Below are 23,212 nucleotides of genomic sequence, written 5' to 3'. Positions count from 1 at the left end.
ACAAGCCCTCAAACGCCGCCAAAATAGGGCCTTGCGGTGCCCCGAAGAACCATGGAACACTGCGGGCGGCCAGCCAACAGTTAAGAATCTTTTCTGAAAAGAACCTTTCCGGAACTCGGGGGAAAGGCAGTTGCTGATGGGCCCGCTCTCGGTTGCCCAGGAACGGCTTTGGTTCCTCAACCAGCTCGACCCTGCAGACCCTTCGTACAACCTTTCCTACGTCTACCGGCTCAGGGGACGCCTCGATGTGGGAAGGCTGGAAGCCGCGTTCACCGCGGTCGTCGCCAGGCACGACGCCCTGCGTACCCGCTTCGCCGAGGTGGCGGGCAGGCCGGTCGCCGTCGTGGAGCCGGACGCCGCCTTCCGGCTCGAAGTTGTCGCGGCCCGGACGCCGGAAGAGGCCCAGGCCGTCGTCTCCGCGCGCACCAACGTCGCCTTCGACCTGGCCGCGGCGCCGCCCTTCCGCGCCACCGTCGTCAGGCTCGGCGACGACGACCACGTCCTGTGCGTCGTGCTGCACCACATCAACGGCGACGGCTGGTCGTTCAACGTGCTGCGCGAGGAGGTCGCCGACCACTACGCCGGACGCGACCTGCCGCCCGACCCGCCCAGGTTCGACCCGGCCGCCCAGGCGCTGTCCACGGACCTGACCTGGTGGAGCGAGCGGCTGGCCGGAGCGCCCGCGCTGGAGCTGCCCGCCGACCGGCCGCGCCCGGCCAGGCGCGGCTCATCGGGCGGCGTCGTGCACTTCCGCGTGCCGCCCGCGCTGGCCGCCTCGGTCGCCGAGCTGGCCAGGACCTCGCGCTGCACGCCGTTCATGGTGCTGCTGGCCGCCTACCAGGCCCTGCTCGCCCGGCACAGCGGGCAGGAGGACTTCTGCGTCGGCACGCCGGTCGCCGGGCGGGACAGCGTGGAGCTCGAACGGGTGATCGGCTATCTGTCGTCGACCGTCGTGCTGCGCTGCGACCTGTCCGGGGATCCGGCGTTCGCCGAGCTGCTGCGCCGTACCAGGAAGGGTGTGCTGTCGGCGCTCTCGCACCAGGACGTGCCGTTCGAGCTGCTGGCGGGCGCGCTCGGCGTCGAGCGGGACATGAGCAGGACGCCGCTGTTCCAGACGCTGTTCGCGCTGCACACGCACGGCGAGGTGGCCGACCCGCTGCCCGGCCTGGTCGTGGAGCCGTTCTCGCAGGGCTGGAGCCCGGCCAGGTGCGACCTGTCGCTCGACTGCTACGCCCAGGACGACGGCGGGCTGCTCGGCGTGCTGATCTACGCACGTGACCTGTTCGACGAGGCGAGCGCCGAACGGCTCGGCGAGCGCTTCCTCACCCTGCTCGCCTCGGCCGTCGCCGACCCCTCGCTGCCGCTCGCCGAGCTCGACGTGCTGCCCTCCGCCGAGCGCGACCTGCTCGCTTCCTGGCACGGGCCCGCGCTCGACGTGCCGCCGCTCACCCTGGTCGACCTCGTGCTCACCCAGGCCGCGGCCACACCGGACGCGCCCGCCGTGACGTACGGCGGCGCCACGCTCACCTACCGGGAGCTGACCGAGTCGGCGGCGGGGCTGGCCGAAGGGCTGCGCGCACGCGGCATCGGCCCCGGCGCGCTCGTCGCGGTCAGTCTGGAGCGGGGGGCGGCGATGCTCGTCGCCCTGCTGGGCGTCGCCATGGCCGGAGCCGCCTACCTGCCGGTCGATCCCGGCTATCCCGAGGCCAGGGTCGACTACGTGCTGGCCGACTCGGGCGCGGCGCTGGTGCTGACCGACGCCGACCTGCTCCAGGTGGCCAGGGCCTCACCCGGCAGCCTGCCGAGACCCTCGCCCGCCGACGCCGCGTACGTGCTCTACACCTCCGGCTCGACCGGCAGGCCGAAGGGCGTCGTGGTCCCGCACGGGGCGCTGACGAACTTCCTGCTCGCGATGGGCGGCCTCGTCGCCTCCACGCCCTCGCACGTGTGGCTGGCGCTCACCTCGCTGTCGTTCGACATCTCCGCCCTTGAGCTCTACCTGCCGCTCGTCACCGGTGGCCGGGTCGTCGTCGCCGACGCCGACACCGCGCGCGACGGCGCCGCGCTCGCCGCACTCGCCGCCGCCGAAGGCGTCACGCACGTGCAGGCCACACCGTCGGGCTGGCGGGTGCTGCTGACCGGCGAGCTGCCCGAGGTGATCGCGCTCACCGGCGGCGAGCCGCTGCCGCTCAGCCTGGCAGCCGAGCTCAGAGCCAGGGTGCTGCGTCTGGTAAACGTCTACGGCCCGACCGAGACGACCATCTGGTCCACCGCGTGGGAGGTCCCCGAACACCCCCGGTGCGTCTCCATCGGCACGCCCATCGCCAACACCACCGTGCACGTCGTCGACGCGGCCGGTGGGAACGTGCCCATCGGCGTGCCGGGCGAGCTGCTCATCGGCGGGGCGGGCGTGGCCGACGGGTACCTGGGCAGGCCCGAGCTGACCGCCGAGCGTTTCGTCCGGCACGCGGGCGAGCGCGTCTACCGCACCGGCGACCTGGTGCGCAGGCTCGGCGACGGCACGATCGAGTTCCTCGGCCGGACCGACAACCAGGTCAAGCTGCGCGGCCACCGCATCGAACTCGGCGAGGTCGAGGCCGTGCTCGACGCGCACCCCTCGGTCGCCCAGGCGGTCGCCGCCGTGCGCGACGACGTGCTCGTCGCCTTCGCCGTGCTCACCGGGCCCGCCGACGACCTGCGCGAGCACGCGGCCACCCTGCTGCCCGGCCCCATGGTGCCCGCCGTCGTCGTGCCGATGGCCGAGCTGCCGCTCACCCCCAACGGCAAGGTGGACCGCAACGCGCTGCCGAGTGTGGCCGAGCTGCCCGCCGTGCGGGCCTCCGTGCCGCCGCGCACCGTCACCGAGGAGCTGGTCGCCTCGGTGTTCGCCGACGTGCTCGGGGTGAGCGGCGTCGGCGCGCACGACGACTTCTTCGCCCTCGGCGGGCACTCGCTGCTGGCCACCATGGTCACCGCCAGGCTGCCGGTGCGCCTGGCCGTACGGGAGCTGTTCGACCGGCCGACGGTCGCCTCGCTCGCCGCGCTGCTCGACGAAGGCGTGCAGAGCGCCGGGGTCGCGCCCGTCGAAGGGCCTCGGCCCCGGCCGGGCGGCGAGAGCGCGCCGCTGTCGCACGGCCAGGAGCGGCTGTGGTTCCTGCACCGGCTCGACCCGGGCGACGCCGCCTACAACATGTGGCTGGTCCGCAGGCTCATCGGACCGCTCGACCCGGCCGCGCTCGACGACGCGCTCACCGCCCTGGCCGCCGCGCACGAGAGCCTGCGCACGTGCTTCCCCGAGGTCGACGGCGTGCCGGTGGCCGTCGTTCAGGCGCCAGGCCCGATGGTGTGGGAGCGCGTGCGCGCCGACGGGCCCGAGGCCGCCGAGGCGCTGGTCGCGGCGCGTACCAACGCGCCCTTCGACCTCGCGGCGCGGCCTCCGCTGCGGGCCACGCTGATCGAGATCGGCCCCGGCGACCACGTGATCTGCCTGGTCGCCCATCACATCCTGGGCGACGGCTGGTCGCTGAACCTGCTGCTCGACCAGCTCGCCACCGCGTACTCGGGCCGCCCGATCCCCGCCCCCGCCCTGCAGTACGGCGACGTCGCCCGCTGGCAGCGCGCGCACGACCAGAGCGCGCAGCGGCAGTGGTGGAGCGAGCACCTGGCCGGGCAGACGCCGCTCGACCTGCCCACCGACCTGGTCAGGCGGCAGGGCGCGCCGAGGAAGGGCGCCTTCCACTCCTTCCGCCTGTCCCCCGCCTCGGTGCGGCGGCCGGGCGTCACGCTGTTCATGGCGCTGATGGCCGCCTACCAGGCCGTGCTCGCCGCCCACAGCGGCAACGACGACATCACCGTGGCCACCGTCACGTCCGGCAGGGACCGGGTCGAGCTGGAGGACGTGGTCGGCTATCTGGCGGACGTGCTGCTCATCCGCTGCGACCTCGGCGGCGGGCCCGTGATGGCCGAGATCATGGAACGCACCCGCGACGCCGTGCTCACCGCCTTCGCCCACCAGGGTGTGCCCGCCGAGCGCGCTCCCTCGTTCGAGACGATGGCGATCCTGCACACCCAGGACGCCACCGCGGGCCGCTCGCCGTTCGCCGGGCTCGCGGCCGAGCCGTTCGCGCACGGGTTCGGGCAGGTCAAGTTCGACCTGATGCTGGAGGCCTGGCTGGACGCCGACGACCTGCTCGTCGTGCTCTCCTACGACGCCACGCTGTTCGCACCGGCCACGATCGCCGCGATGGCGGCAAGCCTCGATCGCCTGCTCACCCAGGACCCGGCCGAGCCGCCCGCCCTCATCGCACCCGACGAGCAGGACACGCTACGCGCGTGGGGCACCGGCCCCGCCCTGCCGCCCGAGCCGCCCACCGTGCCCGAGCTGATCGCACGGGCCGACCCCTGCGCCCTGGCCGTCGGCGACGTCACCTACGCCGAACTCGACCGGCGTACGGCCGAGCTGGCCGGACTGCTGCGCGCGCGAGGCGTCGAGGCGGGGGACGTCGTCGGCGTCTGCCTCGGCCGCACGCCCGACGCGATCGCCGCCCTGCTGGCCACCTGGCGGGCGGGAGCCGCCTACCTGCCGCTGGACCCCGCCCATCCCGAGGAGCGGCTGGCCCACATGCTGGCCGACAGCGGCGCCGCGCTCGTGCTCACCTCCATGGACCTGGCCGACCGGCTGCCCGTCGCGACGCCGCTCGCCTACGTGCACGAGAGCGCACGGCCTTCGGCGCAGGCCGTGCCCCGCGAGGCCGCCTACGTGCTCTACACCTCGGGCTCGACCGGCAGGCCGAAGGGCGTGCTCGTCGAGCACACGGCGCTGGCCGCCCGGGTGGCCTGGATGCGGGCAGAGTACGGCATCGGGCCGGGCGACGTGGTCGTGCAGTTCGCCTCGCTCGGGTTCGACACCCATGCCGAGGAGATCTACCCGGCCCTCGCCTCGGGCGCCCGCCTCGCCCTGCTGCCCGAAGGGGCGCTCTCCCTGCCGGACAACCTGGCCGGGGTGAGCGTGCTCGACCTGCCGACCGCCTACTGGCACCGGCTCGTCGAGCAGATCGAGCACATCGCCTGGCCGCCGGAGCTGCGCCTGGTGATCCTGGGCGGCGAGCAGGCGGGCGAGGCCGCGACCGCACGCTGGCACGCGCACTTCGGCGGGCGCGTACGGCTGGTCAACACCTACGGCCCGACCGAGGCCACCGTCATCGCCACCGCCGCCGACCTGGACGGCACGCCGGGCCTGCCCCCCATCGGCAGGCCGATCGGCGGCACACTGGTCCGCGTGCTCGACCGCGCGGGCCGCACCGCGCCGATCGGCGCGCCCGGCGAGCTGTGCATCGGCGGTGCGGGCCTGGCCAAGGGCTACCTCGGCGACGAGGCGCTGACCGCGGCCAGGTTCGCCGAGCTCGACGGCCCGATGCCCGGCCGCTACTACCGCACGGGCGACCGGGTCAGATGGCGGCGAGACGGGCAGCTGGAGTTCCTCGGCAGGCTCGACGACCAGGTGAAGATCCGCGGCTACCGGGTCGAACCCGGCGAGGTCGAGGCCAGGCTGCTGGCCCATCCCGAGGTCGGTGAGGCCGCCGTGCTCGCGGCCGGGGACACGCTCGTCGCCTATGTGAGCGGCCGGGCCGACTTCGCCGAGCTGGAGGGCTTCGCCGCGCAGGGGCTGGCGCCGTACCTGGTGCCCGGTCTGTGGGTCAGGGTGGAGCGGCTGCCGCTGAACGCCAACGGGAAGGTGGAGCGGACCGCGCTGCCGAAGCCGCAGGCCCGCACCGCGCACTACGTCGCGCCTCGCACCGATGCCGAGGAGCTGGTCGCCGAGGTCTATGCCGAGGTGCTCGGGCTGGAGCGGGCGGGCGCGCACGACGACTTCTTCGTGCTCGGCGGGCACTCGCTGCTGGCCGTACGCGTGGTGGCCAGGCTGCGTGCCTCGGCCGACCTCGAGGTGCCGATCCGGGCGCTGTTCGGCGCGCCCACGGTCGAGGGGCTCGCGGCGGTGGTCGAGGCGCTGCTGCTGGCTGAACTGGAACAGATGTCCGATGAGGAGGCCGCACGCCTCGCCAGGGAGTTGACATGATCAAAGAAAGACTGGCCGCGCTGGTGGCGGAGTCGTCCGACGGAGCGGTCAGCGCGCAGGAGGCGCTGGCGGCCACGGTGCCGCTGTCGGCGCTCGGGCTGACCTCGATCGCCAGGATGCGGCTGATCGACGCCATCGAGACGGAGTTCGACGTCGAGGTCGACCTCACCGAGGACGGCCTGGACCTGCTGGAGAACCTCGACCGCCTGGCCGGGCACCTGTCGGCGCGATGATCGTCGAATTCGCCGGGCCCGGCTCCGGCGCCGCACCGCTCACATGGGGGCAGCGAGCCATCTGGCAGGCCATCGTCAACACGATGCCCGACGATCACTACTTCACGTTCGGCCGGGTGCTCAGGGTGCCGGGCATCCGGACGGCCGAGGAGATCGTCACCGCGCTCGGCGAGCTGATCGGCAGGCACGGCTCGCTGCGGACCAGGCTCGGCGAGTCCTCGCACCACGCGGGCGAACCGTACCAGCGCCTCGACGAGCGCGGGCGGCTGCCTGTGCTCGTCACGTCGGGCGATCCCGACATGGTGCTGGACAAGCTCATCGCGCCGCGCTTCGACTACGTCCAGGACTGGCCGCTGCGGGCCGCGCTCGTCATGGCGGGCGATCGGGTCACCCACGTCGTCCTGGCCTTCTGCCATCTGGCCGCCGACGGCGCCGGAGCCGAAATCGCGGTGCGCGAGCTGCGCATGCTCATCATGCGCGGACGCGTGTCCGGCCCGGCTGCCCCGCAACCGCTGGAGCTGGCCCGCTGGCAGGAGAGCCCGGAGGGCCGCAAGGTGGCCGACGCCGCCATGCTGCACTGGGCCAAGGGCCACGAGCACGCGCCCGCCACCATGTTCGCCGAGCCCAGGCACACCGCCGAAGGACCACCGTTCTGGCGGGCCATGCTCACCTCCACCGCCGTCGAGCTCGCGGCCAGGGCCATCGCCTTCGCCAGGCAGACCTCCACCTCCACCGTGCTGCTCGCGGCCGTGGGCGAGCTGGTGGCCAGGCAGACCGGGCACTCGACGCTGGCCATGCTGCCGATCGTCAGCAACAGGTTCAGGCGCGACACCACCCACATCGTCAGCACGCTGTCGCAGGAGGGGCTGTTCACGGTGACCCCGGGAGCCTCCTTCGCCGAGACGTTGCGCGCGGCCGGACCGGCGTCGCTGCGCGCCTACCGCAGCGCCTACCACGACCCGCTCGACCGAGCCAGGATCGTGTCGGAGGCGAGCGCCCGGCTCGGCGCCAAGGTGCATCCCAACTGCTGCTTCAACGACATGCGCTTCGCCGACCCCGGCCCCGCGCCGTGCACGCTCGCCGAGCTCGACCGCGCCCGCGAGCGCACCACGCTGTCCTGGCCGATGAGCCAGGACACCCTGGACTGCAGGTTCTGCGTACACGTCACCACCGAAGGCGTCTCGCTGACCGCCGACACCCGTTACCTGTCACGACCCGAGATGGAGACCTTCCTGCGCTCGCTCGAAAGCATGCTCGTCGAAACGGCCATCGGATGAGCAGCTCGCACTCCTTCGCCAGGGCTTATGCCGAATCCACCTCATGCGCCCAGGGCCAGACCCTGGGCTTCGTTCTCGACCGGCCGGCCCCCGTCGTCATCAGCGACGCCACCGACGGCCGCGTGCTCTTCCAGGGCCAGGCCGAAGGGCCGCGCTGGGAGTTCCGGGTGCCGCCCGAGTGGGCCAGCTCGCTGTACGTGGCCAGGTTCGGCGACGCCGTCCCCTGGCCCAGGGCGCTGCCCGGCGCGACGCCGTGCCCGGACAACGAGGTCTTCTTCGTGGTACGGGAGGCCGTGCCCACTGCGCCGATCCTGGTCAGCGTGCCCTTCACCACCTGGCAGGCCTACAACAGGGCGGGTGAGCCGGGCCAGAGCGTCTACTGGACCGAGTCGCCGACCAGGGCCGCCCGCGTCACCTTCGACCGGCCAGGCGGCGGGCCGCCTCCCGAGCGCTGGGAGGAGGGCTTCATGCGCTGGGTCGGGCAGGCCGGGTACCAGGTGGCCTACTGCTCGAACCTGGACCTGCACGACGGCCTCGACCTGCTGAGCCGCCATCGCATGCTGGTCGTCAACGGCCACGACGAGTACTGGTCGGCGGGCATGCGCGACGCCGTCGAGGAGTACGTCAGGCGTGGCGGCAATGTCGCCTTCCTCTCCGGCAACACGGCCTGGTGGCAGATCAGGCTCGAGGACGAGGGCCGCACGATGGTCTGTCACCGGGACAGGCTCGCCGACCCCGTGGACGACCCGCGCCTGGCGACCGTCGAGTGGTCGGCGATCGGCAGGCCGGAGAACGCGCTGACCGGTGTGAGCTTCCGCGCCGGGGCGGGAGCGTGGGGCCCGCACATGACCAAGATGCTGGAGGAGTCCTACGTCGCCAGGTTCGCCGAGCACTGGGTGTTCGAGGGGACCGGCCTGACCGACGGCGACAAGTTCGGCCAGGGCTGCCTGGGCTACGAGACCGACGCGGCGGAGTACGCCGAGGTCGGCGGCGTGCCCAGGGTGACGTGCGGCGACGGCACCCCGGCCTCGTTCGTCGTCCTGGCCACGGCCGACCTGCGGCACTGGTCGGCCTACGGGCAGGGCGGCGGCGCCACGATGGGCGTGTTCACCAGCGGTCTCGGCACGGTGTTCACCACGGCCACCGTCAACTGGGGCAACACCCTGCACGACCCGGTCGTCGACCGGATCACGCGCAACGTGCTCGACCGGCTCTCGGCTCCCACGCCCGTCTCGTGGGAGGTCATCGGCCCGGTGGCCGACGTCAGGGCGCTGGGCGTGCTCGGCCGTACCCTCTATGCCGTCGGCGCGGACGAGGAGTTGCTCGCGCGTGAGCTGTGCGGGCAGAACCTGCCGTGGCGCTCGGTGGGCCCGGCGAGCGGCATCCGGGCGCTCGCGGTGCCGCGTGAGGCCGCGGTCGGGGTCAGCGTCGGGCTCTACGGCGTGACCGGGGACGAACGGCTGCTCCTGCTGGAGGACGGCCGCGACTGGGTGCTGGTCTCGGCTGCCCCGGAAGGGGCGATCGGCCTGGCCGTGGCCGACTGCACGTTCTATGTGGCCACGGCCGACGGCCGGATGTGGCGTCAGGTGTTCGGCACGTCGACGTGGGAGGACTGCGGCGACTCGGCGGGCGCGGTCGGGTTCGGCGGGATGAACGGCAGGCTGTTCTCCCTCGACGCCGAAGGCCGGGTGCGCACGTGGCTGCCGGTCGAGGGCGCCGTGTGGCAGGACTACCGGGCGGCGCCCGGCTTCCTGGCGCCCGGCACCGTGCTGGCCGCGCACGCCGGGCTGCTGGTGACCGCGGGCGGCGGCGAGCCGCTGCGCTGGCACCAGGTGCTGCGCGAGCGCCTGTCCGGCCAGGACTGAGGCGAGGGACCGCTCCAGCCCGGCTGGAGCGGTCCTGAGCGCCTACCGCGCGCCGGTCAGCGGGCCGCCTTGATGATGCGGGCCGCCAGCCTGCGGTGCTCGGCCGAGCGAAGGATCTTGGCCGCCTTGCCCGCGTCGGCCACCGGCGCCCGGTCGAGGAAACCCCGGTTGAGCTTCAGGGTCAGCAGCCTGGTCACCGACTGGTCCAGCCGCTTGGCCGAGATACGCCCCGACTTCACCGCAGCCAGCACCGAGGAGTACGCCTTGGGGAAGTCGGGCGGCATCAGCAGCAGGTCGGCGCCCGCCAGAATCGCCCTGACCGCGACCTCGCCGTCGGGATAGCGCTTGCGCACGCCCTCCATGTTGAGCGCGTCGGTGGAGATCACGCCCTTGAAGCCGAGCTCGTCGCGCAGCAGGCCGGTCAGGATCGGCTTGGACAGCGTGGCCGGGTCGCCCGAGGGGTCGAGCTTCGGCATCACGATATGGGCGCTCATCACCGCATCGACGCCCGAGGCGATCGCCGCCCGGAACGGAGGCGCGTCCAGGCGCTCCCACTGCGACCGGGTGTGCTTGATCACCGGGAGGGCGGTGTGGCTGTCGATATTGGTGTCGCCGTGGCCGGGGAAGTGCTTGGCCGTCGCGGCCACGTCGGCGTCGTGGAAGCCCTTGACCGCGGCGGCGACCATCGTGGACACCTTGGCCGGGTCGCTGCCGTAGGCCCGTTTGCCGATCACCGGGTTCTTCGGGTTGATGTTGACGTCGGCGACCGGCGCGAAGTCCAGGTTGACGCCGAGTGCCAGCAGCTCGCGCCCCGTCGCCTTGGCCGCCGCCCTGGACAGCGCCGGCTCGCCCGTCGCGCCCACGACGGACGCGCCGGGCAGGTCGGTGACCAGGGCCGACATCCTGGACACCAGGCCGTTCTCCTGGTCGGTGCCGATGGTGAGCGGCACGGCTCCCGCGGCCTTCTGCAGGCCGTTGGTCAGCGCGACGACCTGCTGGACGCTCTTGATGTTCTCCGGGAAGAGGATGACGCCGCCGAGGTGGTACTTGGCCACGACCTTGGCCGGGGTGCCGACGCCGAACCTCGCCTGGTTCTCGCCCGAGACGGTGTCGGCGCCAGCGCCGTGCACGACGGGCATGAAGAGCTGGCCGACCTTCTGGGCCTGCGTCATCTTCGCCAGCACCCGCCGCACGTCGCCCGTCCCCGTGCTCTGCGTGGCCGCCGGGGGCGGCGCCGTCGTCGCCGTCGGCGCGGGGGCGGCGGAGGTGACGACCGCCGATGGCGCCGCGCCGGGGGTGGCCGGTGGCGGCGCCCCGGCACATCCCACGACCGACGTCGCGACCATCAGAACCCCAGCCGTACGCATGCCTCGAACCATGCCCACCAAGCTATCGCGCCCCAGAGACCGAATCCGGCCTATCCACCCGCCATCCGCCGTTTCCGGGTCCGGCCGACCCTGATAGATGCCCCTCGATTCCGCGTCCCGCCCCTCAGAGCCCGAGCTCGGCCAGCCCCGGCAGGTGCCGCCTGGCCTGCTCCCTCGCCTCCTGCCCCGAGACGGCCCCGCGCGCCGCCTCGGCCGCGAGCGCGCACTGCTCGCCCGAGTGCCGCGCCAGCGTCGCCCGTACGGCGGGCACCGCGCTCGCGCTCATCGACAACGACGACACACCGAGCCCGACCAGCACGCAGGCCAGCGCCGGATCGGCCGCGGCCTCCCCGCACACCCCGCACGGCACCCCGGCCGACCCGGCGGCGGACGCGGCGGCGGCCACCAGGTCGAGCAGGGCGGGCTGCCAGGCGTCCTGCAGCGCGCTCAGCGCCCCGACCTGCCGATCGGCCGCGAACGTGTACTGGGCCAGGTCGTTGGTCCCGATCGAGAAGAAGTCGACGTGCGCGGCCAGATCGCCCGCCCGCAGCGCCGCCGCCGGGACCTCGATCATCACCCCGGCCGAGGCCAGCCCGGCGGCCTCGCAGGCGTCGGCGAACCAGGCCGCCTCCTGCGCCGTGGCCACCATGGGCGCCATCACCTGGAGCTTGGCCGAGGTGTCGGCCGCCGCCCTGGCCAGTGCGCCGAGCTGGCTCGCCATCACCTCCGGGTGCCGCCTGAACATCCGCAGGCCCCGCTCCCCGAGCGCCGGGTTCGGCTCCTCGCCTGAGGCGCTCAGGAAGGCCAGCGGCTTGTCGGCGCCCGCGTCCAGCGTGCGCACCACGACCTTGCCGCCGGGGAAGGCCCGCAGCACCGCGCGGTAGGCCTCCTCCTGCTCCTGATCGCCGGGCGCGCTCGTCCGGTCGAGGAAGAGGAACTCCGTACGGTAGAGACCGACGCCTTCGGCGCCCGCCGCGAGGGCTGCGTCCAGGTCGGCGGGGCCGCCGATGTTGGCCAGCAGCGGCACCGCACGCCCGTCGGCGGTCATCCCGGGTCCGGTGGCCGCGTCGAGCACCGCCTGCCTGGCCGAGGCCGCACTGGTGGCGTCACGCGCCGCCTGCTCCGAAGGCTCGGCCGTCACCGCGCCCGAGGCGCCGTCGACCAGCACCCGCGTGCCCGCCGCGATCGACGTGGCCCCCGCGCACGCTACCACGGCCGGAACCCCGAGCGCCCTGGCCAGGATCGCGGTATGACTGGTCGGCCCGCCCTCCTCGGTGACGAACGCCGCCACCACGTCCTTGGACAGCGACGCCGTGTCGGCGGGCGCGAGATCGCGGGCGATGAGCACGAAGGGCTCCTTCGCCTGCTGCGGCACACCGGGCATCTGCTGCCCGGTCAGGACGGCGAGCACCCTGTCCCTGATGTCGTCGAGGTCGCTCACCCGCTCGCCCAGGTAGCCGCCCACGCCTTCGAGCATCGCGCGGTACTTGCCGAACGCCTCGTAGACGGCCCTCGGCGCGGCGACGCCCTCGTCGACGCGTTCCTTGACGCCCACCGCGATGCCCGGGTCCCTGGCCATCACGGCCTGGGCGGCCAGCACGTCCTTGGCCTGGCCTCCGGCCTTGTCGCCGCGTAGTTCGAGGTCGGCCGCGACCTGTTCGAGCGCGGCCAGCGCCCGGTCGTACTCGGCCCGGGCGTCGCCGTCGTGCCGCTGGCCCTCTTCGGGCACGGCGATGCGTTCGACCAGCAGGTAGGCGGGACCGATGCCGGTCCCGGGGCTGACGCCGACCCCCGTACGGGTCATGCCCCCGCCGGTCACGGCGCCGACGCGATCGCGGCGAGCTGGTCGAGCAGGGCCTCGTCGTCGGCGGTGATCACGATGGTGTCGTGCTGCCTGACGTCGAGCGCCATCACGGCCAGGATGCTCTTGGCGTTGACGGGCGAGCCGCCGGGCTTGTGCACGCTCACCTCGCCCTCCGCCTTGGCCGCCGTCTGCACGAACGACGCCGCGGGCCTGGCGTGCAGTCCCACCTCGGACACGATCGTCACCTTGCGCTCAGCCACGTGCTCCTCCAGTGCCTTCGTTGCCGTGCCGGCCTACCGCCGGTCCCTGCCCGGGGGCGTGCTGCCGAACGGCGGCCAGCCGATCCCGGTGAGATCGGCCACCACCAGGTCGGCCTGCGACAGCTCGTCTCCCGCGTGCGTCGTGGCCACCCCCACGCACCTCATACCCGCCGCCTTGGCCGCGGCAATCCCCGCGAGGGAGTCCTCGAACACCACACACGCCCCGGGACTCACCTCCAGCAGCCGTGCCGCGAGCAGGAACCCGCTGGGGTCCGGCTTGCCGACACGGACGTCCTCGGCCGAGACGATCACCTGGACCAGGTCGCGCACGCCGACCTCGACCAGCCGTTCCTCGGCCCAGTCGCGCCGGGCGGAGGTCACCAGTGCGATCGGCGCGCCGGACCAGGCCACCCTGGCGACCAGCTCGGCCGCGCCGGGCACGGGGACGACCTCGGGCAGGCCGGGGCGCTCGCCGTAGCCGTCGACCTCGGCGATCAGCGCCTCGACGTCGGCGCCCGGCATCACCTCGGGCAGCACGTCGCGGCCCCTGCGGCCCATGAAGCCGCGCAGCAGCGAGTCGTCGAAGGCGACCTCGTGCCGCTCCAGCAGCATCCGCCACATGGCCATGCTGCGGGCCTCGGTATTGATCAGCGTGCCGTCGAGGTCGAACAGCGCGGCGGCGCTCACGCCCATCGGAACAGCTCGTCGCCCACGTGCACATCGCCGTGCGCGACCTCGGTCACCTCGGCGGCCAGGGCGTCGAGCGCCACGACGGGGCACATGGGCGAGCGGCCTCCGGCCTCGATCACCCCGGGGTCCCAGGCGACGACCGGCTGGCCGGCGCTGACCCTGTCGCCTTCGGCGGCGAGCAGTTCGAAGCCCTCGCCCTTGAGCTGCACGGTGTCGATGCCCAGATGCACCAGCACGCCTTTGCCGTCGTCCCCCACGATGACATAGGCGTGCGGATGCAGTTTCATGATCTTTCCGTCGATCGGGGCGACGGCCTTGCCCGGCCCTCTGGCCGGGTCGATCGCCGTTCCCGGCCCCACCATGCCGGCGGAGAAGACCGGGTCGGGCACAGCCGCCAAGCCGACGGCGGCTCCGTCGACCGGAGCGAGAACCTTGGTCACGATGCCCCCAACCTGCGACAGGCGCCGGTGGCGGAAATCCGCCACCGGCGCCCTAGCCGATGATGTCCTCGATGTCGCTGGCGATCGTGTCGGCCTCCGGTCCGACGACGACCTGGACGACATTGCCCGCGGCCATCACCCCGTGCGCCCCGGCTGCCTTCAGCGCCGACTGGTCGACCTTGGAGGCGTCGTGCACCTCGGTCCTCAGCCGTGTGATGCAGGGCTCGATCTCGATGATGTTGTCGGCACCGCCGAGCCCGGCGATGATCGCGTTGGCGTCTGCCGCCATGGTCGTCCTCCTCGTCGCAGTCCTCAGATGACTCTTTGAACAGGCTAAACGACGCTGTGCAATCAATCGGTCTGGGTGACCTTGTTCAGTCCACGCGGCGCGTCGGGGTTGAAGCCCAGGCGGCGGGCGAGCGCCTCGGTCAGCAGCTGACCGGGGACGATCAGGCCCATCGGGGCCACCCACTCGGGCAGGTCGGGCCCGTTCAGCGCCGCCGTACCGGCCGCGGCGAGCGCGGTGCCCCCGCCGACGGTGTAGGCGGCGGCGCCCGCGCCGGTGACGCGCTCGGCCAGTGCGACGGTGCCGGCCAGGGTCGGGCCCTCGCTGGAGGCGACCAGCAGCGCCGGGGTGTCGGCGTCGACGACCGCGATCGGGCCGTGCAGCAGGTCGGCGTAGGACAGGCCCATGGCGTGCAGGTAGCACGCCTCCTTGAGCTTGAGCGCGGTCTCCAGCGCCGTGGAGAAGGCCAGACCGCGGCCGGAGACGACGACGCCCGGCTTGTCGGCCAGGCCCTCGACGACGGCGTCGAGGTCGCCGGGCTCGGCGATGAGCTTCTCGACCGCGTCGGGCACCCGCTGCAGGTCGTCGGCGTCCACGTCGGCGCCGAGCCCGAGCGCCAGTACGGCGAGCGCGGCGAGCTGCGTAGTGTAGGTCTTGGTCGCGGGCACGGCCTTCTCCTCACCGGCGAGGGTGACGAGCGCCAGGTCGGCGGCCTGGGCCAGCGGGCTGTCCGGACCACCGTTGGTGATGCCGACGGTCTTGGCGCCGCAGTCCTTGGCCCACGCCAGGGTCTCGACGATCTCCTCGGTCCGGCCCGACTGCGAGATCGCGACGGCCAGCACGCCGTCCAGGTCGATCTTGCGCTTGTACGTCGTCGCGATCGAGGGGGCGGCCAGCGCGGCCAGGCGACCGGCGTGCGACTCGATCAGGTAGCGGCCGTACACCGCGGCGTTGTCGGAGGTGCCGCGCGCGATGAACAGCAACTGACGCGTCTGCTCACCGAGCGCCTTGACCTCGTCGACCCGGGGAAGCAGCGAGTCAAGGGTGGCCCGCAGCGCGGCCGGCTGCTCGGCGATCTCGCTGCGCATCTTGGTGGTCATCTCGCGCCCATCCTTCAATTACCAATGTTTGGCATCGGGTCGTTATCGTTCGGACGTTGACCCGGTTTTCCGGCATGTGGTCTAGTCCGGACTAGACCAGTACGAACCATAGCTCATGGGCCAGGTCAGATCGAGGGGAGGATCCGTGGCGCATATCGATCCGGACAGTCCGGTGCCGAAGTACTTCCAGCTCCGTGAGATCCTGCTCGATCTCATCGACAGCAACGAGCTCAGCATCGGCGCGGCGATCCCGTCCGAGCGTGAGCTGTGCCAGCGGTTCGGGCTCTCCCGTATGACCGTGCGCCAGGCCGTCGACCACCTGGTCTCCGAAGGACGCCTGCACCGCGTGCCCGGCAAGGGCACGTTCGTGGCCAGGCCCAAGATCGAGCTCGCCCTCCAGCTCACGTCGTTCAGCGACGACATGCGGGCCAGGGGCATGGAGCCGGGCTCACGCGACCTGGACCGCCGCATCGTGCGGGCCAGCGCGCACCTCGCCAAGGAGCTGGGCATCCAGCCGGGCGAAGAGGTGCACTTCATCGAGCGGCTACGAACCGCAGACGGCGAACCCCTGTCGATCGAACGGGCGCACATCCCGGTCTCGCTCGCCCCCGACCTCGCCGACCACGACCTGTCAGGCCGATCCCTGTACGAACTGCTCGAGTCCCGCCACGGACTCGTCATGGACGCGGGCGAGCTCACCATCGACGGTGGCATCGCCGATCCCAGCGACGCCGACCTGCTGAAGCTCCCCCGCGGCGGCGCCGTTCTGCTGCTGCAGCGGCGCTCCTTCGCAGGCGGCGTCTGCGCCGAACTAGGCGTCTCCACCTACCGCGCCGACAGGTACCAGCTGCGCACGATCCTGGAGATGCCGGTTCGGCGCGGCTGATACCCCCTTCCCCCCGGAGGATCGCCCCCGTGAACGAGGTGACTCGCGCGTCCCGGCTGAGGGGCGCACTGAAGCTGTCGCAGGTGATGGGCGTGCTGCAGCGCCTCGGCCGTTCGCTCATGCTTCCCATCGCCGCGCTGCCCGCCGCCGCCCTGCTCATGCGCTTCGGCCAGAGCGACATGCTCGGCTCCAACGGCGCCGCGCCCGGCGGTCTGGCCGACGTGGCGGGCTTCGCGTGGATGCGCGAGGTGGCCGCCGTGCTGGAGGCCGCGGGAAAGGCCCTGTTCGAGAACATGCCGCTGCTGTTCGCCGTCGGTGTCGCGATCGGCTACGCCCGCAAGTCCGACGGCTCGACCGCGCTCGCCGCCGTCGTCGGGTACCTGGTCTTCGACCGGGTCACCAAGGTGATGTTCGCCGAATCCGCGATCAAGGACGAGGTCGTGGTCCGGACCGAGGACCTCACCGAGATCATCAACTACGGTGTGCAGAACCCCACCAAGGTACTCGGCGGCATCCTCATCGGCCTGGTCACCGCCCTGCTCTACCAGCGCTTCTACCGCATCAAGCTGCCCTCGTGGCTGGCCTTCTTCGGCGGTCGCCGCTTCGTGCCGATCATCACCTCCTTCGCCGCGCTGGGGCTCGGCGTGGTCATCGGCCTGCTGTGGCCGGTGCTCGGCGAGTGGATCGGCACGGCGGGACGCGCCCTGGCCGATCTCGGGCCGCTCGGGCCCGGCCTGTACGGGCTGTTCAACCGGCTGCTGCTGCCGCTCGGCCTGCACCACTTCACCAACTCCCTCGTCTGGTTCACCGTGCCCGAGTGCGAGGTCGCGGGGCGTGTGCTGAGCGGCGACTGGAACTGCTACTTCGGTGGGGACCCGCATGCCGGTGAGTTCATGGCCGGCTTCTTCCCCGTCATGATGTTCGCGCTGCCCGCCGCCGCCGTGGCCATGTGGCGCGCGGCTCCCCCGCACCGTCGCGCGACCGTCGGCGGCATCATGCTCTCGGCCGGGCTGGCCTCGTTCGTCACCGGGATCACCGAGCCGCTGGAGTTCGCGTTCATCTTCGTCGCGCCCATGCTGCTGGTCGTGCACGCGGTCCTGACCGGCATCTCCATGGCCGTCACCGCGCTCATCGGGGGGCAGCTCGGCTTCGGCTTCTCGGCCGGACTCCTGGACATGCTGATGAACGCCAGCAAGTCCAACACCCAGAACCTGCCGGGCATCCTGGCGCTCGGGGTGATCTACGCGGTCGTGTACTACGCGCTGTTCAGCTTCCTCATCAAACGATTCGACATCATGACGCCCGGCCGCGAACCGGAGGTCGACGTCGACTCCGGTGAAACCGAGACGAGTAACTCAAAGACACCGGGGTAGCACATTCGGTGACGACCATCCCCCTCTGGTCCAGCGAAAGGGGATGGGATGAGCATCGGTTCGTCGACATTCGCGGTGCTGCAGCGCATCGGCCGCTCACTCATGCTGCCGATCGCCGCACTGCCCGCGGCCGGTCTGCTGCTGCGACTCGGCCAGGACGACCTGCTCGGCCGTACGGACAACGCCTTTCTCGACAGTGTCGCGCGCATCTTCGCGGCGGCCGGTGGGGCGCTCTTCGACAACCTGCCCATCCTGTTCGCGCTCGGTGTGGCGATCGGGTTCGCGCGCAAGGCCGACGGGTCCACCGCGCTGGCCGCGCTGGTCGGGTATCTCGTCTACGACCGGGTCACCCGGACGCTGTTCTTCAACGCCGACACCGGCACGGCCGTCTACAAGAAGATCGCCCAGGAGGTCGTCAGTCCCGACGGGCCCTCGCCCGCGATCAACTTCGGCGCGGCCAACCCCACCGGGGTGCTCGGCGGCATCATGATCGGCATCGTGGCGGCCGTGCTGTGGGAGAGGTACTACCGGATCAAGCTGCCCGCCTGGCTGGCCTTCTTCGGCGGTCGCCGCTTCGTGCCCATCGTGACCTCGGCCGCCGCACTCGTGCTCGGCGTCATCTTCGGGTTCCTGTGGGTGCCCGTCGGCGAGTGGCTCACCTCGGCCGGCGACTGGCTGTCGGACAACGGTACGGCCGGGTCCGGCATCTACGGTGTGGCCAACCGGCTGCTCATCCCGATCGGGCTGCACCACTTCCTCAACACGATCGTCTGGTTCACCCTGCCCGAGTGCCACGCGGGCGTCGACGGGGCGACCAAGAACGCGGCCGGCGACCTCAACTGCTACTTCGCGGGCGAGGACGGCGCGGGCATCTTCATGACCGGGTTCTTCCCCGTGATGATGTTCGGCCTGCTCGGCGCGGCCATCGCGATGTGGCGCGCGGCGCCTCCGCACAAGCGCAAGGTCGTCGGCGGCATCATGCTGTCGGCCGGTCTGACGGCATTCGTCACCGGGATCACCGAGCCGCTGGAGTTCGCGTTCATCTTCGTGGCGCCCGTGCTGTTCGTGGTGCACGCCCTGCTGACCGGCGCCTCGATGGCCCTCATGGCCGAACTCGACGCCCGGCTCGGCTTCACCTTCTCGGCCGGCGGCTTCGACATGCTGCTGAACGCGGGCAAGTCCAACTCGCACCGGGTCGGCCTGGTGATCGTCTTCGGCCTGGCGTACTTCGTCCTGTACTACCTGCTCTTCACCTTCCTCATCCGCAGGCTGAACCTCACCACCCCCGGCCGCGAGCCCGACGACGAGCCCGGCGACACCCCCCTCACCGAAACCCCACCCCAGGCGGCCGACGCCTCCCGAACGGAAACCCCGCCTCAGGCCGCCCAGAAAACGGACCCACCCCCCTCCACCCCGTGAAACGCCGATTCCAGTACGCCACCAACCCGCGATTCCCCCCACCCACAACCCCATACGGCAGCCGATACCGAGACGAACACCGAACCCAAACGATCATCCCCCCACTCCAGGTTCACCTGATCTTTCCCGCCTTCCCCCGCAAAACGATCGTGATGACCAAGAAGTTGGCGGCATTCGCAGCTTCGGCCGGGGCCGAAAACTCCATGTATCGACACGCCAATCGTCGACAGGAGCCCCCGTGCCGCTCTCCCGCCGATCCCCCCACATCAGACTCGTCGCCGCCTCCGAACCGCCCTACGACCGCCGCACGTCCGCCACCCGCCCCGGCACGCCGTACGTGCAGGGCTCGCTCGCCCTGGCCGCGGAGATCGGCGCGTCGGCCGTCCGGGGGGCTTCGAGCGCGGCGCCCGGCGAGCGCAGGCTCCGTCATCTCGCCCAGGCGCTGGCCGAGGTGCTCGCGGGACGCAGACCGGCCGAGACCGTCGCCGACCGGCTCACCGCGAGGGCCTACGCGGGACTGGTACGGTCCGGCCGCATGATCGAGACGTCCCGCCCGCCCTTCGTCGCCGCGCCGCACATCCGGCAGCCCGCCGACGGCGTGGTGGAGATGTGCGTACTCGTCCACTGCGGCGAGCGCAGCCACGCCCTCGCCGTACGCCTGGAACGCCGGGGCGTGCAGTGGCTCTGCACCGACGTGGAGACGGCGTGAGCCTTTTCTCTGTGGCGACACCCGCATGAACGCACTGAAGCCCTGCCCCCCGCGAACGGGGAACAGGGCCTCAGGTCAGAGGTCAGGCCTCGACGTGCTTGGGGTCGCCGTGGCAGCGCTTGAACTTCTTGCCGGAGCCGCAGGGGCACGGCGCGTTGCGCTCGACGTTGCCGTAGGCGGCGCGCTCCTCGGGCGTGGTCCGCACACTGGTGTGCTGCACCTCGCCCGACTCGCCGGGCGCGGAGTAGTCGAGCTGCGTGGGCCGGTCGGGACCGCGCAGGCCGCGTGCGATGATCGAACGCGTCTCGGCGAGCTCGGCGCTCTCCGCCTCCTCGACGATCGGGTTGGTCTGCACCTCGACCTCGAGGTTGAACAGATACCCGACCGACTCCTCCTTGATGCCCTCGAGCATCGCCTTGAACATCTCGAAGCCCTCACGCTGATACTCGATCAGCGGGTCGCGCTGCGCCATCGCGCGAAGGCCGATGCCCTCCTGGAGGTAGTCCATCTCGTAGAGGTGCTCGCGCCACTTGCGGTCGAGGACCGACAGGATGACCCGGCGCTCCAGCTCACGGGTGGCCTCGGAACCGAGCTGCTCCTCACGCCTGTCGTAGGCGGACAGCGCGTCGGCCTTGATCCGCTCCGACAGCAGCTGGGCGTTGAGCTCCTCGCGACCGCCGGCCTCCTCGATCAGCGTGTCGAGGCTGATCGAGACGGGGTACAGCTGGCCGAACGCCTTCCACAGCTTGTCGAGGTCCCACTCCTCGGAGAAGCCCTCGGCCGTGGCGCCCGTGACGTACTCGTCGACGACGTCGCCGATGAAGCCGCGCACCTGCTCGTGCAGGTCGGCGCCCTCCAGGACGCGGTGGCGCTCGGCGTAGATCACCTTGCGCTGGCGGTTCATCACCTCGTCGTACTTCAGGACGTTCTTGCGGATCTCGAAGTTCTGCTGCTCGACCTGGTGCTGGGCCGAGGCGATCGCCTTGGAGACGATGCCCGACTCGATCGGCTGGTCGTCGGGGATGTTGAGGCGCGTCATGATCGCCTCGACCCGCGCGGAGTTGAACAGGCGCATGAGGTCGTCGCCGAGCGAGAGGTAGAACCTCGACTCGCCCGGGTCGCCCTGACGGCCGGAACGACCGCGCAGCTGGTTGTCGATGCGGCGCGACTCGTGGCGCTCGGTGCCCAGCACGTAGAGGCCGCCGAGGTCGGAGACCTCGTCGTGCTCGGCCTTGACCGCCTCCTTGGCCTTGACCAGGGCCTCGCCGTAGGCGGATTCGTACTCGTCGGGCGTCTCGACCGGGTCGAGGCCGCGCTGGCGCAGCTCGACGTCGGCGCGGAACTCGGGGTTGCCGCCGAGCATGATGTCGGTGCCACGACCGGCCATGTTGGTGGCGACGGTGACGGCCTTCTTGCGCCCGGCCTCGGCGATGATCGACGCCTCACGCGCGTGGTTCTTCGCGTTGAGCACCTCGTGCACGACGCCCCGGCGCTTGAGCGCCTTGGACAGCCGCTCGGACTTGGCGACGGAGGTGGTGCCGACGAGGACCGGCTGACCGGCCTCGTAGCGCTCCTTGATGTCCTCGACCACCGCGTCGAACTTGGCGTCCTCGGTCTTGTAGACCACGTCGGCCTGGTCCTTGCGGACCATCGGGCGGTTGGTGGGGATCGGGACCACGCCGAGCTTGTAGGTCTGGTGGAACTCGTTGGCCTCGGTGGCGGCCGTGCCGGTCATGCCGGACAGCCTGCTGTAGAGGCGGAAGTAGTTCTGCAGGGTGATCGTGGCGAGAGTCTGGTTCTCGTCCTTGATCTTCACGCTCTCCTTGGCCTCGATGGCCTGGTGCATGCCCTCGTTGTAGCGGCGGCCGTGCAGGACTCGACCGGTGAACTCGTCGACGATCAGGACCTCGCCGTCGACGACGATGTAGTCCTTGTCCTTCTTGTAGAGCTCCTTGGCCTTCAACGCGTTGTTGAGGAAGCCGACCAGGTGGGTGTGCTCCGGCTTGTAGAGGTTGTCGACGCCGAGCCAGTCCTCGACCTTCTCCACACCGCTCTCGAGGATGCCGACCGTGCGCTTCTTCTCGTCGACGACGTAGTCGCCCGTCGACTGCTCGCCCGGGTCCTTGGCCTCGACGCCCTTGCGCAGGCGCGGCACGATCTTGGCGAACTCCTGGTACCACTTTCCGGACTGCTCGCCGGGGCCGGAGATGATCAGCGGCGTCCTGGCCTCGTCGATGAGGATCGAGTCGACCTCGTCGACCACGGCGAAGTTGTGGCCGCGCTGCACGCACTCCTCGAGCGACCACGCCATGTTGTCGCGCAGGTAGTCGAAGCCGAACTCGTTGTTCGTGCCGTAGGTGATGTCGGCGCCGTACTGCTTGCGCCGCTCGCTGGGCTCCTGGCCCGCCAGGATCACGCCGACCTCGAGGCCGAGGAACCTGTGCACACGGCCCATGTTCTCGGCGTCACGCTTGGCCAGGTAGTCGTTGACCGTGATGACGTGGACGCCCTTGCCCGACAGCGCGTTGAGGTAGCTGGGCAGAGTACACGTCAGTGTCTTGCCCTCACCGGTGCGCATCTCGGAGATGTTGCCCATGTGGAGGTTGGCGCCGCCCATGATCTGGACGTCGTAGGGTCGCTGGCCGAGCACGCGGCGCGCGGCCTCACGGACCGTCGCGAACGCCTCGGGCAGCAGGTCGTCAAGGGACTCGCCGTCCTGGTGACGCTGTTTGTATTCATCCGTCAGCGCGCGCAGCTCCGCGTCGGACAGGCTCTTGAAGTCGTCCTCAATGGAGTTGACCTGGTCGGCGATTCGCTTGAGCTTGCGCAGAATCTTGCCCTCGCCGGCGCGCAGAATCTTGTCGAGAATGGCTGCCACTTTATGTAAAGCTCCTCGCAGGTCTACCCCGGCGGCGACGCCAGGTGGAGAGGCCGAGACATACTTCCCCGTTGCCATCGTAGGCGCTCCCACCACCAGACACAGCCAGGCGGTGGAACGGGCGCGACACGGGCCTGGGAGTATGGGTCCCGGCAGAGGGTATGCCGATCTACATCCATCTCGCGCGCCAGTGCGTCTAAAAGCGGGATTTAACTGCAGGGGAGGATATGTCATGGCAGACGGGGAGAACCTCGGCAACCACGCCGGGCGCGCATCGTCATGGTTCGCGGTCACCGTCATGCTGGTGGGCACCATCGTGGGCGGCGTCGGAATGACGCAGGCCAACTGGTTCGTCATCTGGGTCGGCGTTGGCATCGTCGTCGTGGGCGCCATCCTCGCCCTCGTCTTCGACATCTTCACCGACGTCGTGATCGACGCTCCCCGCGCGGGCCTGAGCGCCGAAGACCACCGCTGACACACACGCACCACTCACCGTGAAGCGGCGAGAGGAGCTTCGCCTTCTCGCCGCCCCGGTTGGCCCTGGTGAGG

The 23,212-nt window shown here is 71.3% G+C and carries 17 protein-coding genes; 9 read left to right on the top strand and 8 right to left on the bottom strand.

Annotation, left to right across the window (positions count from 1 at the left end):
- Positions 1-136: 136 nt before the first annotated feature.
- Genes ACTWNK_RS08795 through ACTWNK_RS08780 form a run of 4 tightly spaced genes read left to right on the top strand, consistent with a single transcriptional unit; the run spans position 137 to position 9,451 of the window.
- Positions 137-6,076, top strand: a complete 5,940-nt coding sequence (locus ACTWNK_RS08795) for an amino acid adenylation domain-containing protein (RefSeq protein ID WP_474303367.1) — start codon at positions 137-139, stop codon at positions 6,074-6,076.
- Entirely contained in the window at positions 6,073-6,309 is a 237-nt protein-coding gene (locus tag ACTWNK_RS08790; protein ID WP_474303366.1) for an acyl carrier protein, read from the top strand. The genes ACTWNK_RS08795 and ACTWNK_RS08790 overlap by 4 nt, the downstream gene beginning before the upstream one ends.
- A complete protein-coding gene (locus tag ACTWNK_RS08785; protein WP_474303365.1) occupies positions 6,306-7,586 on the top strand; it encodes a condensation domain-containing protein in 1,281 nt (426 codons plus the stop codon). Before ACTWNK_RS08790 ends, ACTWNK_RS08785 begins: the two co-directional genes overlap by 4 nt.
- Entirely contained in the window at positions 7,583-9,451 is a 1,869-nt protein-coding gene (locus ACTWNK_RS08780; RefSeq protein WP_474303364.1) for a N,N-dimethylformamidase beta subunit family domain-containing protein, read from the top strand. The genes ACTWNK_RS08785 and ACTWNK_RS08780 overlap by 4 nt, the downstream gene beginning before the upstream one ends.
- 56 nt (positions 9,452-9,507) lie before the next feature.
- Here ACTWNK_RS08780 and ACTWNK_RS08775 read toward each other — a convergent pair whose 3' ends face one another.
- The 7 genes from ACTWNK_RS08775 to ACTWNK_RS08745 all read right to left on the bottom strand — a co-directional run bounded on the left by ACTWNK_RS08775 (position 9,508) and on the right by ACTWNK_RS08745 (position 15,398).
- A complete protein-coding gene (locus ACTWNK_RS08775) occupies positions 9,508-10,818 on the bottom strand; it encodes a glycoside hydrolase family 3 protein (protein ID WP_474303363.1) in 1,311 nt (436 codons plus the stop codon).
- A gap of 124 nt (positions 10,819-10,942) precedes the next feature.
- Entirely contained in the window at positions 10,943-12,622 is a 1,680-nt protein-coding gene (ptsP, locus tag ACTWNK_RS08770; RefSeq protein ID WP_474303362.1) for a phosphoenolpyruvate--protein phosphotransferase, read from the bottom strand.
- 11 nt (positions 12,623-12,633) lie between these two features.
- Positions 12,634-12,882 carry an HPr family phosphocarrier protein gene (locus ACTWNK_RS08765; protein ID WP_474303361.1) on the bottom strand — a complete coding sequence of 83 codons (249 nt, stop codon included), beginning with the start codon at positions 12,880-12,882 and terminating at the stop codon, positions 12,634-12,636.
- Between the two features lie 33 nt (positions 12,883-12,915).
- Positions 12,916-13,575: an HAD family hydrolase gene (locus ACTWNK_RS08760; protein WP_474303360.1), complete on the bottom strand. Its 660-nt coding sequence runs from the start codon at positions 13,573-13,575 to the stop codon at positions 12,916-12,918.
- Positions 13,566-14,012, bottom strand: coding sequence for a PTS sugar transporter subunit IIA (locus ACTWNK_RS08755; RefSeq protein WP_474303359.1), 447 nt, complete (start codon positions 14,010-14,012; stop codon positions 13,566-13,568). The genes ACTWNK_RS08760 and ACTWNK_RS08755 overlap by 10 nt, the downstream gene beginning before the upstream one ends.
- A gap of 52 nt (positions 14,013-14,064) precedes the next feature.
- Positions 14,065-14,328 (bottom strand): PTS sugar transporter subunit IIB, encoded by a 264-nt coding sequence (locus ACTWNK_RS08750; RefSeq protein WP_474310869.1) that lies wholly within the window; start codon positions 14,326-14,328, stop codon positions 14,065-14,067.
- 35 nt (positions 14,329-14,363) lie between these two features.
- Positions 14,364-15,398, bottom strand: a complete 1,035-nt coding sequence (locus ACTWNK_RS08745) for an SIS domain-containing protein (protein ID WP_474303358.1) — start codon at positions 15,396-15,398, stop codon at positions 14,364-14,366.
- A 145-nt stretch (positions 15,399-15,543) separates the two neighbouring features.
- Between ACTWNK_RS08745 and ACTWNK_RS08740 the strand changes: the two genes are divergently transcribed.
- From ACTWNK_RS08740 to ACTWNK_RS08725, 4 genes are all read left to right on the top strand, one after another.
- Entirely contained in the window at positions 15,544-16,284 is a 741-nt protein-coding gene (locus tag ACTWNK_RS08740; RefSeq protein ID WP_474303357.1) for a GntR family transcriptional regulator, read from the top strand.
- A gap of 38 nt (positions 16,285-16,322) precedes the next feature.
- A complete protein-coding gene (locus ACTWNK_RS08735; RefSeq protein ID WP_474310867.1) occupies positions 16,323-17,657 on the top strand; it encodes a PTS transporter subunit EIIC in 1,335 nt (444 codons plus the stop codon).
- 48 nt (positions 17,658-17,705) lie between these two features.
- Entirely contained in the window at positions 17,706-19,076 is a 1,371-nt protein-coding gene (locus tag ACTWNK_RS08730) for a PTS transporter subunit EIIC (RefSeq protein ID WP_474303356.1), read from the top strand.
- Positions 19,077-19,314: 238 nt separating this feature from the next.
- The gene (locus ACTWNK_RS08725; protein WP_474303355.1) at positions 19,315-19,785 is read left to right on the top strand and encodes an Rv3235 family protein; all 471 of its coding nucleotides are present in this window, start codon (positions 19,315-19,317) and stop codon (positions 19,783-19,785) included.
- A gap of 82 nt (positions 19,786-19,867) precedes the next feature.
- Here the strand turns inward: ACTWNK_RS08725 and secA are convergent, their stop codons facing one another.
- Complete coding sequence (gene secA, locus ACTWNK_RS08720) at positions 19,868-22,663, bottom strand: preprotein translocase subunit SecA (RefSeq protein WP_474303354.1); 2,796 nt, start codon at positions 22,661-22,663, stop codon at positions 19,868-19,870.
- Between the two features lie 232 nt (positions 22,664-22,895).
- Between secA and ACTWNK_RS08715 the strand changes: the two genes are divergently transcribed.
- On the top strand, positions 22,896-23,138 hold the full coding sequence (locus ACTWNK_RS08715; RefSeq protein ID WP_474303353.1) for an HGxxPAAW family protein: 243 nt from the start codon (positions 22,896-22,898) through the stop codon (positions 23,136-23,138).
- Positions 23,139-23,212: the final 74 nt, after the last annotated feature.

This window comes from Nonomuraea sp. IBHARD001 (assembly GCF_056106265.1).
Note: the sequence above shows the minus strand (reverse complement) of the source record. Positions and strands in the feature narration are given on the sequence as shown.